The 12,137-nt window shown below is 47.5% G+C and carries 17 protein-coding genes, 1 pseudogene and 1 riboswitch; of the genes and pseudogenes, 7 read left to right on the plus strand and 11 right to left on the minus strand.

Features of this window, described 5'->3' with window-relative positions:
* Positions 1-67: 67 nt before the first annotated feature.
* The 4 genes from ACM6JA_RS27865 to ACM6JA_RS27880 all read right to left on the minus strand — a co-directional run bounded on the left by ACM6JA_RS27865 (position 68) and on the right by ACM6JA_RS27880 (position 3,604).
* Complete coding sequence (locus ACM6JA_RS27865; protein WP_007724753.1) at positions 68-1,405, minus strand: hemolysin family protein; 1,338 nt, start codon at positions 1,403-1,405, stop codon at positions 68-70.
* 216 nt (positions 1,406-1,621) lie between these two features.
* Positions 1,622-2,734: a site-2 protease family protein gene (locus ACM6JA_RS27870; protein WP_414855008.1), complete on the minus strand. Its 1,113-nt coding sequence runs from the start codon at positions 2,732-2,734 to the stop codon at positions 1,622-1,624.
* A gap of 68 nt (positions 2,735-2,802) precedes the next feature.
* On the minus strand, positions 2,803-3,105 hold the full coding sequence (locus ACM6JA_RS27875; RefSeq protein ID WP_007724750.1) for an iron-sulfur cluster biosynthesis family protein: 303 nt from the start codon (positions 3,103-3,105) through the stop codon (positions 2,803-2,805).
* A gap of 142 nt (positions 3,106-3,247) precedes the next feature.
* Entirely contained in the window at positions 3,248-3,604 is a 357-nt protein-coding gene (locus ACM6JA_RS27880; protein WP_414855009.1) for a DUF3905 domain-containing protein, read from the minus strand.
* A 126-nt stretch (positions 3,605-3,730) separates the two neighbouring features.
* Here ACM6JA_RS27880 and ACM6JA_RS27885 point away from each other — a divergent pair, with 126 nt between their 5' ends.
* Positions 3,731-3,919, plus strand: a complete 189-nt coding sequence (locus ACM6JA_RS27885) for a glycosyltransferase family A protein (protein ID WP_414855010.1) — start codon at positions 3,731-3,733, stop codon at positions 3,917-3,919.
* A 58-nt stretch (positions 3,920-3,977) separates the two neighbouring features.
* Here the strand turns inward: ACM6JA_RS27885 and ACM6JA_RS27890 are convergent, their stop codons facing one another.
* Positions 3,978-4,154, minus strand: a complete 177-nt coding sequence (locus tag ACM6JA_RS27890; RefSeq protein ID WP_414855011.1) for a hypothetical protein — start codon at positions 4,152-4,154, stop codon at positions 3,978-3,980.
* Positions 4,155-4,262: 108 nt separating this feature from the next.
* The gene (locus tag ACM6JA_RS27895) at positions 4,263-4,442 is read right to left on the minus strand and encodes a hypothetical protein (protein ID WP_414855012.1); all 180 of its coding nucleotides are present in this window, start codon (positions 4,440-4,442) and stop codon (positions 4,263-4,265) included.
* A gap of 229 nt (positions 4,443-4,671) precedes the next feature.
* Here ACM6JA_RS27895 and ACM6JA_RS27900 point away from each other — a divergent pair, with 229 nt between their 5' ends.
* The gene (locus ACM6JA_RS27900; protein WP_414855013.1) at positions 4,672-4,977 is read left to right on the plus strand and encodes a hypothetical protein; all 306 of its coding nucleotides are present in this window, start codon (positions 4,672-4,674) and stop codon (positions 4,975-4,977) included.
* Positions 4,978-4,995: 18 nt separating this feature from the next.
* Here ACM6JA_RS27900 and ACM6JA_RS27905 read toward each other — a convergent pair whose 3' ends face one another.
* Both ACM6JA_RS27905 and sspK read right to left on the minus strand, forming a co-directional pair.
* Positions 4,996-5,175, minus strand: coding sequence for a hypothetical protein (locus ACM6JA_RS27905; RefSeq protein ID WP_414855014.1), 180 nt, complete (start codon positions 5,173-5,175; stop codon positions 4,996-4,998).
* Between the two features lie 741 nt (positions 5,176-5,916).
* Positions 5,917-6,048 carry a small acid-soluble spore protein K gene (gene sspK, locus ACM6JA_RS27910; RefSeq protein WP_007724732.1) on the minus strand — a complete coding sequence of 44 codons (132 nt, stop codon included), beginning with the start codon at positions 6,046-6,048 and terminating at the stop codon, positions 5,917-5,919.
* 97 nt (positions 6,049-6,145) lie between these two features.
* On the opposite strand from sspK, the gene ACM6JA_RS27915 reads away from it, so the two are divergent.
* From ACM6JA_RS27915 to ACM6JA_RS27925, 3 genes are read left to right on the plus strand one after another with little or no spacing between them, the layout of a single operon-like run.
* Positions 6,146-6,418, plus strand: a complete 273-nt coding sequence (locus ACM6JA_RS27915; protein ID WP_414855015.1) for a DUF3886 domain-containing protein — start codon at positions 6,146-6,148, stop codon at positions 6,416-6,418.
* Positions 6,418-6,564 (plus strand): hypothetical protein, encoded by a 147-nt coding sequence (locus ACM6JA_RS27920; RefSeq protein WP_414855016.1) that lies wholly within the window; start codon positions 6,418-6,420, stop codon positions 6,562-6,564. The genes ACM6JA_RS27915 and ACM6JA_RS27920 overlap by 1 nt, the downstream gene beginning before the upstream one ends.
* A gap of 48 nt (positions 6,565-6,612) precedes the next feature.
* Complete coding sequence (locus ACM6JA_RS27925; protein WP_007724726.1) at positions 6,613-6,789, plus strand: hypothetical protein; 177 nt, start codon at positions 6,613-6,615, stop codon at positions 6,787-6,789.
* A 77-nt stretch (positions 6,790-6,866) separates the two neighbouring features.
* Here the strand turns inward: ACM6JA_RS27925 and ACM6JA_RS27930 are convergent, their stop codons facing one another.
* From ACM6JA_RS27930 to ACM6JA_RS27940, 3 genes are read right to left on the minus strand one after another with little or no spacing between them, the layout of a single operon-like run.
* Positions 6,867-8,054, minus strand: a complete 1,188-nt coding sequence (locus ACM6JA_RS27930; protein ID WP_414855017.1) for an ABC transporter permease — start codon at positions 8,052-8,054, stop codon at positions 6,867-6,869.
* Entirely contained in the window at positions 8,051-8,770 is a 720-nt protein-coding gene (locus tag ACM6JA_RS27935) for an ABC transporter ATP-binding protein (protein ID WP_007724719.1), read from the minus strand. The genes ACM6JA_RS27930 and ACM6JA_RS27935 overlap by 4 nt, the downstream gene beginning before the upstream one ends.
* Positions 8,771-8,796: 26 nt before the next feature.
* Positions 8,797-10,074, minus strand: coding sequence for an efflux RND transporter periplasmic adaptor subunit (locus tag ACM6JA_RS27940; protein ID WP_414855018.1), 1,278 nt, complete (start codon positions 10,072-10,074; stop codon positions 8,797-8,799).
* Positions 10,075-10,284: 210 nt separating this feature from the next.
* Between ACM6JA_RS27940 and ACM6JA_RS27945 the strand changes: the two are divergent.
* Together ACM6JA_RS27945 and ACM6JA_RS27950 are read left to right on the plus strand one after the other, a co-directional pair.
* A pseudogene (locus ACM6JA_RS27945) lies at positions 10,285-11,634 on the plus strand (glucose-6-phosphate isomerase); the annotation flags it as partial.
* Between the two features lie 15 nt (positions 11,635-11,649).
* On the plus strand, positions 11,650-11,874 hold the full coding sequence (locus ACM6JA_RS27950) for an excisionase family DNA-binding protein (protein WP_328141112.1): 225 nt from the start codon (positions 11,650-11,652) through the stop codon (positions 11,872-11,874).
* Positions 11,875-11,938: 64 nt separating this feature from the next.
* Positions 11,939-12,055: riboswitch (TPP riboswitch) on the plus strand.
* The last annotated feature ends 82 nt before the right edge of the window (positions 12,056-12,137 follow it).

Consider the following 12,137-nt stretch of genomic DNA (forward strand, 5'->3'; position numbering starts at 1 on the left):
AAATAAAAAAGCCCCGCACCCGCCAAGTAAGCAGGTGTGGGGCTATGGTTTGTGCTAGGTGTGATGATTAGGAGACGGTCAACAGTTCTTGTTGCTCCGATTCATCATTTTCCAAACGCGTAATCAGGACGCGTGTGACACGGTGATGGTCCATCTGCTTGACGGTGAACAGGTAGTTTTCCCATTCTACTGTCGCACCAACAGCGATGTCTTCCTCTAACTGGCTGTATAACCAACCACCGATTGTGTCTACATCTTCGGATTCGAGTTCGAACGGAAGATGGTCATTCAGGTCAGCCAACACGAGCATACCGGATACGGAGAGGCCATTGTCCAGCTTCTCAATCTCTGGTCTTTCCTCGTCAAACTCGTCTTGGATATCCCCAACGATTTCTTCCAGAATATCCTCCATCGTCACGAGACCGGCTGTTCCGCCGTATTCGTCGATGACAATCGCAAGCTGCGAACGATTTTTCTGCATCAGGCGCAATACCGTGCTGATTTCCATGGTTTCCGGTACGGTCAGGACAGGGCGGACCAACGAATCCAACTCCACGCTTCCGTCTTGCAAGGCAGAAAGGTAGAAGTCTGTCGCATGGACAAAACCGATGATGTTGTCTTTGTCCTCAGCTGCAACCGGAAAACGCGTGTGGCGCTGCGAGCGGATAATCTCCAGGTTTTCTTCAAAGGTATTCGTCGTATATAAGCAAACCATATCAATGCGCGGGATCATTGTTTCCCGAGCAACGGTTTCGGAGAAGTCAAAAACTTGTTCCACAAGAGCCAATTCGGTTTGGTCGATATGGCCACTTTGGTGACTTTGGTTGACCAGAATACGAATTTCTTCTTCTGTATGCGCTGCTTCATGTTCTGAGATGGCTTCGAGTCCAAGTCGCCTCATGAGAGCGTTGGCTGTTCCGTTCAAGAACCAGATAGCCGGGTAAAGCAATTTATAGAAAAACATCAATGGCGCGGCAACCCACAACGAGGTCATTTCTGCTTTTTGAATGGCCAATGATTTCGGAGCCAACTCACCCAAGACAATGTGGAGGAACGTAATAATCGCAAAGGCTACACCAAAAGAAATCGCGGAGATCGCATACTCAGGCAATCCTGAAGATCCAAGCAAAGGCTCCACAATCATATGGGCAATGGCCGGTTCCCCGACCCAACCCAGTCCCAGCGAGGCGAGAGTAATCCCGACCTGGCAGGCAGATAGGTAGGCGTCTAGCTTATGCGTTACTTTTTGGGCATAGACTGCGCGTCTGTTACCTTCATTCACCATCTGTGTCAGGCGCGTTTGCCGCACCTTCACGAGTGAGAACTCTGCGGCTACGAAAAAGCCGTTGAGAAAAACAAGAAATATAACAAGCAGTAGGTTGAGCACTATCGGGACGGTGTCCAAGTAAAAAGTCATCCTCTCTGGAATTTTATGAATGTACTATTTTCTATTTTACTCTGATTGGGTGGAACGCACAAAAGCGATATACCACCGTAGGGGGCGTTTCTGCCCTTTTGGTCGGGAAGAGCGACCCTCAGATAACCGTAGCGCACGTTTTTGCGCTCGGAGAAGGCCGCAGATAGGCATCCGTTTCTGTCAAGCGACGCAAAGTGCAAGCGGTTACCTGTGCAGAATTTGTTGGGCGTAGACAAAAAACGCTGACAGTACAGCAGCTAGACCAAGATAGGCAACTAACACCTTCCACTTCGTAGAGGCAGGTGCATCGTAGTACGTAGTGAGCTGGTGCATTTGCTCATCCAGTTCGGCTAATCTATCTTGCGCCGCACGTTCCCCATCACGAAGCGCATCTGATGGGATCGGTCGGTTCGGGTCCGAATCGTAATACAAAACAGGCTCTCGTTCCCACAGTCTGAACAGTTCCCATTTTCTGTTCAGATACACTTTATCGAGTCGCTTGAAGTCACGCTGAAGGCGTTGTTTGTCCTGCAAAAATGGGACATAAAATTTCTTCAAATCTTCCTGATTGATCGCATTTACCTCGTCATTCATTTGCGTGCGAATATCCCATGTCGATTCCAATGCGGGCCATTTTGCTATGCTTTGCTGAAAGTCTGCAATCCTTTCGCGCTCGTATTGCAGAAGCTTTTGTTGATAGCTACCACGTAGGCGGTTGTACCACGTAATCAAGCCGATAATGAAAATGAACACAGTAATCGGTCCTGGGTTGGCGAACAGCATAACACCCAGCCCAACTAACCCGATAAACCAAATTTTCGTCGACAATACCGAAACGATGCGGCCGCCATCCAGCGGGGAGATGGGCAGCAGGTTAAATAAATTGAGCATGGCACCCAAGTAGATAACCAACCCCCAGAAAGGGTCCTGCGTATACCAATACAGCGGGAGGGCAGGCAAGAAAGCAATCATCCCCGCCAAGGGCCCGCCGTAGGCTAAGTACGCCTCAGTTTTTGCATCACGCGGCATGTCTTTCATGGCGATGAAGGCCCCAGCAAAAGGAATAAAGACAGCGGGTGAAGTCGCGATTCCTTTTCGCTTGGCTGCAATCACATGGCCCATTTCGTGGACGAAGATCAGATAGACGAGGGCCACGGCGAATTTCCATCCGTAAAAAACGGCATACGCCCACAAGGTAATCCCCATGGATATAATGGTGGTCCCGAATTTCGAAAACTTCAGTATGCTAAGTATCCATTTTAAATTGGCAAGTAAGAAAGCACCGATCGCCAAAAGGACTGAACGGCTTTTTTTCATCGTTTTTCCTCCCAGAAGATATAGGCAGATATTCCTTCTTACGAATCAAGCCAAGAGAAGTTTCTGTTCTAGTTGCCATCCAGACGAGGATTGGTGAAGTGAAAGCCGTACTCGCCATAGAGCGGATTGTAGCTCAGGTGTCCCCCGTCGAAATACCAGAAATCAGTTGGACGAATGACAAATCGCAACCCCTCTACTTCAAACACAGCATCGTCGGTAAGGGCCTCATCTTTTTCAATCGCATAAAACATACCACCGGTCCCGGGGCCGCTTGTTCGTACATACAATCGAAGCGTATCCCCCGGTACAAAGCCGGCATAACGTTGATAGGCAAGGGAAAACGCTGGCTCTATCGCAAGTGTGATACTCATGGACTAGCTCCTTTCTGCTACTTGTCTTCCATTGTAACACAAGTCAGAGTAGTGTCCCGAAGCTCTAGGTGCAAGCGCAATCCAAAAACACCCGTCCGGTCAGAAGTGCTTCTGCCGAACGGGCTGCATGAAAAAGCTGGCATTAGTCCTTGCCTTTGCTCACATCAAAAGTCGGGTGCATAAAACGCGCTCCATCTTGTTCTTCTTGATCCTCGAGGAGCTCACGGTTTTCTATCGAGTTCCAGCCAATGTCATTGGTCGGATGTACCCACTGGTCCCCTGCCATGATGGAGGGATCGGTTTCTGTACTCCAGGTGTTTAAGGGAGATTCCTGGGACTCGTACAAGCTGTCACCGATGACGACTCCGAACTCATTGACGAATGGCTTTTGAATCGTACGGGACGAGTTTTTGAAGTCAGGAGCACTGATTTGATGCGGCAGCGTCCCATCGAGGGAAATATCCTTCGTCGTGTCGTTCTTTTGCTTATCGTTATCCATCATCTGGACCTCCTTTTATCCCATAGCATGCATCAGTCACTGACCCCTTATTCGGTTTCGGAGGGGAGCTCGCGCCCAGCCCAAATGAGACCCAGCCGCATATGCTAGAAAAAGGGGGAAGATCGGATGCTAACGAGTGTGATCATTCCCGTCAGAGATGGAGCTCATCAGCTACTGTATACCTTGATTAGCCTGAACTTGCAGTTTGCCGATTTTGATAAATATGAAGTGATCGTGCTGGATAACGGCTCCAGTTCTGATACCGTCTTGATTCGATTTGAGGGAGATGCGAGATGGCGTGGATTTGGCCTCTGAACGCTGTTATTTTCGATCTTACTGATGGTAGCATGAGAGTAATTCCGTGTTTCACTTTTTATGGTCTATCCATGATAGTTCTACTTACAGCTTCTGCCTCGGATGTTTGGTTTATATTTCCTTTTCCGGCATAATTAATTTCATTTAAGTGTACTTTCTTTTTACGTTGTCTATCAGCCACATATCCAAGAACAAGCACTGGTACAATAAAAGCCAATATTATTACCCAAAACATGCAATGACCTCCTTATTAACTGCTTCGCTTGTTCTATCAATTCTTAGCGTACAAAATCATGTTGGCGGTTGCCCAGCCAGCCTCCCAAGGGAGAGTGGGCTGCATTTTTTATTGTGGTCCGCTAATATCATTACGTATTTCGTTTAGATAGTTCTCTGTGTACACCATTTGGGAGCTGCTCAAGTTCTTGGGAGTCTTTCTCATTTTTCTTTTGTTGATCTGGTCATAAATTACACCAAATACGATCAAGCCACCAACAATGGTTAATAAGAACGCCCACATTGGCATAAAAATCCTCCTCACGAGATGCTCGATTTATATATTAGAATCATTTTTCTGTAATATGTTGCACCTTATTTTTCAAATTACTTCGCCCAATTATGTTATATTTGGGTCCCGATAATAGGTTTTATGTAAAACTTCGGTTTTTGGTGGAGTGGCCAATCATCTGAAGGCTCTAATGGGATAGCAGGTTGTAGAGGATACCATTTTATTAAAGGAAGCAGAGAAACGAAATTTGACTGTCTCAGAGGATGAAGCTAGGGAATTTGCTAAAAAGCAACGAGAGGAATTAGACAAAAGCTCAAATGCCGAAGAAATCCAAAAAGCAATTTATGATTTGATTCAAGCTCTGGGAATCTCTGAAGAGGAATATTGGACTGACTATGTCGTTAAAGGATACATGAAGCAAAACACGATCAGCAAGCTCCGTAGTGAGGTTTTAGAAGGCATTGAGGATCAGGCTAAGAGAAACGAAGCTTGTGAAGAATTTGTAAAAACATTAACAAAGTCATATTCAATCGATCTAAAATCGATTGAATAAATGAAAGTGGAAACCCGTCTAGTTTTCCTTATTTGTTTCACGGGTTTCATCCGAGCGTACTTTTCCAAACATTACATCATCGTAAGGGGTATAGTTAGGCGGATTTGGAAGTCTTTTCTCCTTGATTGAACGGAAAACAATTCGGGCAATCAGGGCAACAAAAGTAAATATAATTAGAACTACAATCACTTGTGTCATGGTACAATCCACCACCTATGAGTTTTTAGTCTTCACGACACTCACAAAGTTTCTCTCAGCTGATTGCTTATGCAATCGGCTTTTTGTATACAGTAACGCAGCCACCAGTGAGTGGCAAACCCTCATCTTCGTCTGTCACAACATTATGCAATTTCTGGTGTATTGTATGACGCTGGGTACATAGGGTGGTGCAGTAAGTTATACATTTCTATAAGAAATGTTCTTATATACCGCGTGCGCCAAGTTTCACTGGGCTTTTTTGCACTCACATGTCGTCCAATTATATTATATTTGGGTCCCGATAATAAACATTATGAAAACAAACACCCGAATCCTCAATTTCGAGCGTTTTTCGCAGATTAGCGTTTTGGGGATGGAGAAGATCAAGGCAAAATGTCCTCCCAACTTGGACAAACGGCATTTTTGGGGAAAAAACACGCTCTCGCTCTAGCTCCGTTTTTCTTAGCTTTTCGTCTCCCGAGTTTTTGGGATAAGAACCTCAAAAATACCTTAATCTAGCTTTATTATGTTCAAAGGACTTTTTCACGATTTGATGAAGATCATCCTTAGGCTTTTGTCTTAGCACTTCGGAAATTTCTTCGCATAGCTCTCCAATGAACAGTTTCCGCTTTTCCAAATTGATTTTGTTTCATTCTCATGAGATTACACTCCCTGTAGACTCATCAAACTTTAGAAAGAGTAAAAATCGCCGAGCATAATGGCTGCCCGGCGGTTTTTTTGTTAGCGGTTTTCTTTTAGCCTTTCTTGTGGTTCACTATTAATGGAGCCGTCAGAACGGACAGCCTCAGATTGGGCTTTGGGTCCTCGGATTTCAGCGGTTTTTCCAAAATCTTTTTCTTTGTTGCGAACCATGTGATGTCCTCCTCTTTGTGAAAGATGTAGATAGTATGACCCGGATGGGGCCAGAGAATGAGGACAGAATGAGGATAGGGAAAGGGTGGCAATTCAAATGGCGAAAAAACAACGAAAACCACAACATCAAGCAGCGACAACAACTACGACAGACGCGAAAAGCGGATTGAACAGTTTGAAGGATATGCTGAATTCAGATGCGCTCGGGGCACTCAAGCAGCTTGAAAAAGACATGAAGACAGAAGGCGAGCGCAAAGAGAAGGAAGCAGCCGAACAAAAGCGCCGGGAACAGGAAGAACGCGAGCGCAACAAGAGCTTTGGTGAGCTTTTGGACGATTACGAGAAAAAAGGCGGAGGCAAGTACAGCTAATGCGAGATGGACGGCAAACGGACCGACCGGATACTTCCAAAAACGGTTTGATGAAAAAGCGGCAACAAGATATCAAGGACGAGTCCATCAAGGAACGGGGCCGGATGATCCTCGGCCGATTGGGCAAAAAGGACCCGAAGAAGTGATTTTTTCCCTCTCATCCCCATATAGCTAGGAGTGAGGGGAGGGAGGTCATGGGGACAATCCTGCTCCTGTTTAGCCTCTTGTGCGTGGCGGTGGGTACCTGGAAGTTAATTGGGATCTACAAGGCAGAAAAGGCTGACAGCAAGCCGCTCTGGTGGACAGTCGCGAGCGTGGGGATTGCGCTTTTTTTTCTTTTGAAGCTGGTAACAGATACGTTGCCAACATAAACAAGCACCTGTAGCCAGAGAGCTTACAGGTGCTTGTTTTTTCTTCAAGGAAAGAAAAAATGGCTAGCCATTTTTCATTATTCGTAACGCAGTGCTTCGATTGGATCGAGCTTGGCTGCCTTGTTGGCCGGATAGAGGCCAAAGAAAATACCGATGGCACTGGAGAAGCCGAATGCGATAAACACGCTGTTCCAGGACATAAGCGGCGGCAACTGTGCAAAATAGGCGATGATCGAAGCGATACCAAGGCCGAACAACACCCCGATCAATCCACCGATCAAGCAGACGATGACCGATTCAATCAAAAACTGAATCAAAATATCTCGTCGGCGTGCCCCTAATGCTTTGCGAATCCCGATTTCCCGAGTACGCTCTGTCACGGATACAAGCATGATGTTCATTACGCCGACTCCGCCAACCACGAGGGAGATACCTGCGATGATACTGAAGATCAGCGTCAAGGTACCCGTCATTTGATTAAACTGATCCATTGATTCTTGCATACTGCGAACTCTGTAATGGTCTTCCTTTTGATGCTTGCGGCTCAAGTACTGTTTGACCTGCTGCATGGCTGGTTCGACAGAGGCTTTGTCGATCGCTTTTCCCATGATCATTTGGACAGAAGGCTCTTCCTGCAGGCTCATTTCGTAACGGATGGGAATAATCGCTCCATAGCTCGTTGCCATATCGAACTTGAACTTCTCTTCCGTGTACGTCCCGATTACGACGAGAGATTGATTCCCCCAACGAACACGCTGACCAATCGGGCTCATTTGGCCGAACAGCTTTTGAGCAAGAGCTTCCTCCAGGACGATGACAGCGCGTTGTTCTTTGTCATCGATTTCGTTGAAAAGTCGCCCTTTTGCTACCTTCAATGTTGATTGCATCGAAAAATAATCAGCAGTGGAGGCAGTGAGGTTGACGCGCTCTTCTTTTTTCGGACCCTTCAAATCAATCGTACTGGAGTTGGAAGGCACGATGTATTCGATGGCAGGACTAATTCTGCCGAGCACCTCGGTATCTTCCACGGTCATATCTTCTGAGGCTATCTCTTCTTTTGTCTCCCAATTGATGAAGACGTTAAACGTGTTTTGCCCGAACTTTTCCATCTCTTCGTTGATGGCTCTCTGTCCACCTTCACCGAGTGCCGTGACGACAATGACAGAGGTAATCCCGATGATAATCCCGAGCATGGTCAAGATCGAGCGCATTTTATTCGCCCAGATACCCTCCACGGCGGTGTTAAAGCTTTCCATAAAATTCATGTGACAATCACCTCGTCAGACGGCTTGGAGAATATTCGCTCCGTAACCTTTTCATCGCGAATGATAACGCCATCCTTGAAAGTCACAATTCGCTCAGCATGCTGGGCGATATCCAATTCGTGGGTAACGAGAATGATCGTAACGCCCTGCGCATGCAGTTCCTGAAACATGGCCATGATTTCTACTCCGGAGCGGCTGTCCAGATTTCCCGTCGGTTCGTCTGCCAACAGGATGGCAGGCTTATTGACCAGTGCTCTAGCAATCGCTACACGCTGTTTTTGACCACCGGATAGCTGGGTTGGTTTATGGTCCATGCGTTCAGCCAATCCCACTCGTTTGAGTGCTTCTGTTGCCCGCTTGCGCCGTTCTGAGCGGCTGACATTCGCGTACATCATCGGCAGCTCTACATTGTGCAAGGAGGAAGAGCGGGCGAGTAGATTAAACGATTGGAACACAAAGCCGATTTTTTGGTTGCGAACAACGGCTAACTCCGTATCCTTCAAGCTGCTAACCTCAATGCCATCTAGCATGTACGAACCCGAATCTGGACGATCCAGACAGCCAAGCATGTTCATAAACGTCGATTTCCCTGAGCCTGATGGCCCCATGATGGCAACGAATTCGCCTTGTTCCACCAGCAGGGAGACACCTTTTAAGATGGGCAGTACGGTATCACCCGTCTTGTATGCTTTCGTCAAGCCTTCTACATGAAGCATCGTCGGCTGACCTCCTTCTTTACGTGTTACATACCCATTGGTGCGCCGCCGCCACTCATCGGCATGATAGGTGCTCCTTCAGTCAGGGATTCGACAGGGCCTAGAATCACTTGCTCATCACCGTTAAGTCCAGACTTGACATGAGAGAACAACTCATTTTCCATACCGGTTTGGACCTTCTGCTTTTTCGCCACACCATTAGCAGATACCCAAACAAAGGTGCTGCCGTCAGCATCTTGCTGCACAGCTTCGATTGGCACTTGCAAGGCATTATCGATTTTTTCTACGGAGATGTTGATGTCCACGTGGAAGCCAGGCTTCAAAGTAGATAGATCTCCAGATGGCTTGAGGGTGACTTTGACGCGTGTTTTTTCACCTTGCCCCGACTTGGTGGCAGTAGTGGTCGCGGTTGGAGAGATGCGCGCTACTTCCGCATTCAGCTTTTTCTTTCCGAGCGTCACGCCTTCAATCGTGGCAGACTGACCGATTTTGAGCTTGTTGACATCAGATTCGTTAATATCTGCTTCAATCAACAGATTGTTCAGATTGGCAAGGGTCAAGATTTCTGTTCCCTTGTTGACGTATTGACCGTTATCAGCTGCAACGCCAATGACGGTTCCATCCATAGGTGCGACGACAACGCTCTGGACACGTTCTTTATTCAGCTGTGCTTTATCTACATTCAGCTTGTTGATTTGGGCTTGCTGAGCGGCAATGTCTTCCTTGCGCGGCCCCTTTTGCTTGAGAGCGAGCTGTTGCTTGGCGACATTCAGCGTAGATAGAGCGCTATCCATTTGTGATTTCAACTTGTCCAGCTCTTGCTGGGTAGAAGCGCCAGAAGTGAATAATTGATTCATCCGATCGTATTCTCGCTTTGCCGCGTCGTATTCACGCTGGGCTTGGGAGACGCGTTCTTGGTCTTGTGCGACTTCTTCCGGCTCGTTGCCGATTTGTGCCTTGGCGAGGTTGGCTTTGGCCAATTCCATTTGCGCTTCCAGCTCGAGGATTCGGCTATCGACATCGGACGTGTCGATTTTCGCGATCACTTGTCCCTTTTTCACCTTGTCGCCTTCTTTGACGACAAACTCACGTAAGGTTCCAGTGACGTTGGCGTACTGTTTGAGCTTGTCTTCTACGGTGACGAGCCCTGATGTCAAAACCTTGCTTTCCAAAGCTGATTTCGTTGGTGCGCCGATGTTGACAGGCATTCCCATAGCTTGTTGCGATCCCATCATGGAAAACGCAACGCCCCCGATGCCCAGGAGGACTACGACGGAACCGATGATCCACCATCGTTTTTTCATGTTCATTCTCCTTGCTTTGGTAAGAACCATATTATTTCATTGCTCGAAAGGTTTTTACGGTAGTACTGGAAAAAGGTAACATGAAATGACGAATGTTCACATTTTGGACATAATTAAACGCATTTTGATACGTTTTGTGGGAAGGTTCTTTGCTGCCAATTGCCGTGATATCATAGATAAAGATGAGATGACGTTCCTCGGAGGGGAGCTATGAACAAAACGATTCGCTTTGATTACGCCAACGCTCGAGCCTTTGTCAAACAGCATGAGTGGGAGCAGCTTTCTCCAGCGATCGAAATTGCGCATCAAATGCTTCATTCAAGGACTGGACCAGGCAAGGATTATCTTGGTTGGGTCGATTGGCCGGAACAATACGACCGGGACGAGTATGAACGAATTCGCCAAGCGTCAGCCCGGATTCAATCGGATTCGGATGTGCTTCTGGTGATTGGCATCGGGGGCTCGTATCTAGGGGCAAAAGCGGTGCTTGACATTTTGGGCCACAGCTTCTACAATTTGCTGCCGAAGTCCAAGCGACATTCTCCAGAGATTTATTTTGTGGGAAACAATATTAGTCCGATTTATATCTCTCATCTGATGGACGTATTAGAAGGAAAAAATGTGTCCATCAACGTCATCTCAAAATCGGGCACGACGACAGAGCCAGCTATCGCGTTTCGGCTTTTTCGGGAATGGCTGGAAAAGAAATACGGACGTGAAGAGGCCAAAAAACGAATTTACATTACGACCGATAAACAGCGGGGAGCCCTGAAAAAGCTGGCGGATGACGAGGGCTATGAGTGCTTTGTCATTCCAGATGATATCGGTGGGAGATATTCAGTCCTGACCGCGGTTGGATTGTTGCCGATCGCTGTAAGCGGGGCGAACATGGATGCTCTCATGCAAGGGGCAAAGGATGCACGAGAACGCTACATGGTCATGGATTTGCGCGATAATCCGTGCTATCAGTATGCGGCTATTCGCAATGCACTCTATCGAAAAGGCAAGACAGTGGAGCTCTTGGTCAGCTATGAACCGCAGTTTCGTTACTTTGCTGAGTGGTGGAAGCAGCTCTTCGGAGAATCGGAGGGCAAGGATGGCAAAGGGATTTTTCCGGCTTCTGCCGAGTTCTCAACGGACTTGCATTCGTTGGGCCAATACATACAGGACGGCATGAGGCATTTGTTTGAGACCGTTGTGTCTGTGACGAAGGCCGCTGTGGATTTGACTGTCCAGGAGGACCCCGCTGACGTCGATGGATTAAATTTTTTGACTGGCAAACGAATGGGGTATGTCAATAAAAAAGCTTTCGAGGGAACGGTGTTGGCCCATGTGGACGGCGGCGTACCGAATCTGCTTGTGGAAATACCGGAGGCAACAGCTTACTATCTCGGTGGACTGATTTACTTTTTTGAAAAGGCATGCGGAATCAGCGGCTATTTGCTAGGCGTCAATCCGTTTGATCAGCCAGGGGTGGAGGCGTACAAGACCAATATGTTTGCCTTGCTGGGCAAGCCGGGCTACGAGCGGCAGAAAGCGGAACTGGAGGCTAGATTGCGCGAGAATAAGACGTATTTGACCGTCGAGGAGACAGCTGCCTATTTGGAACTCCCCGAGACGTTTATTATGGAAAAAATCAAGCAGGGGCGCATCCGTGCTGTCCATGATGGCAATGAGTACATCATCAACAAAGAGCAATTCAATCATCATCTGGAGGAAATTCGCAAGCTCCGGGAGTTCGAGGATGCCGCGCGTCATGACCCGATTCCGGAGAGCTACGATGTGAAGGATGAGGATTAACCAGCGGACGTGCTTGTCAGATCGTTGCAAACAGGACTATACTTACAAAGGAATATCATAATGAACAAGCAACTTGGGGAGTCCTTCATGCGGGGCTGAGAGGATGGAAGCAATCGACCATCGACCCATTGCACCTGATCCGGATCATGCCGGCGCAGGGATACGGTTGCCGGCAGACAGCGCTTTTTCACTTGATTGTTACCTATGCGTATGTAGCCCACCTTTTCCTGCTATAGGAACGGGTGGGCTTTTTGTTATGAAGT

It is taken from the genome of Brevibacillus sp. IT-7CA2, assembly GCF_949767855.1.
In the GTDB taxonomy this organism is placed as follows: Bacteria; Bacillota; Bacilli; order Brevibacillales; family Brevibacillaceae; genus Brevibacillus.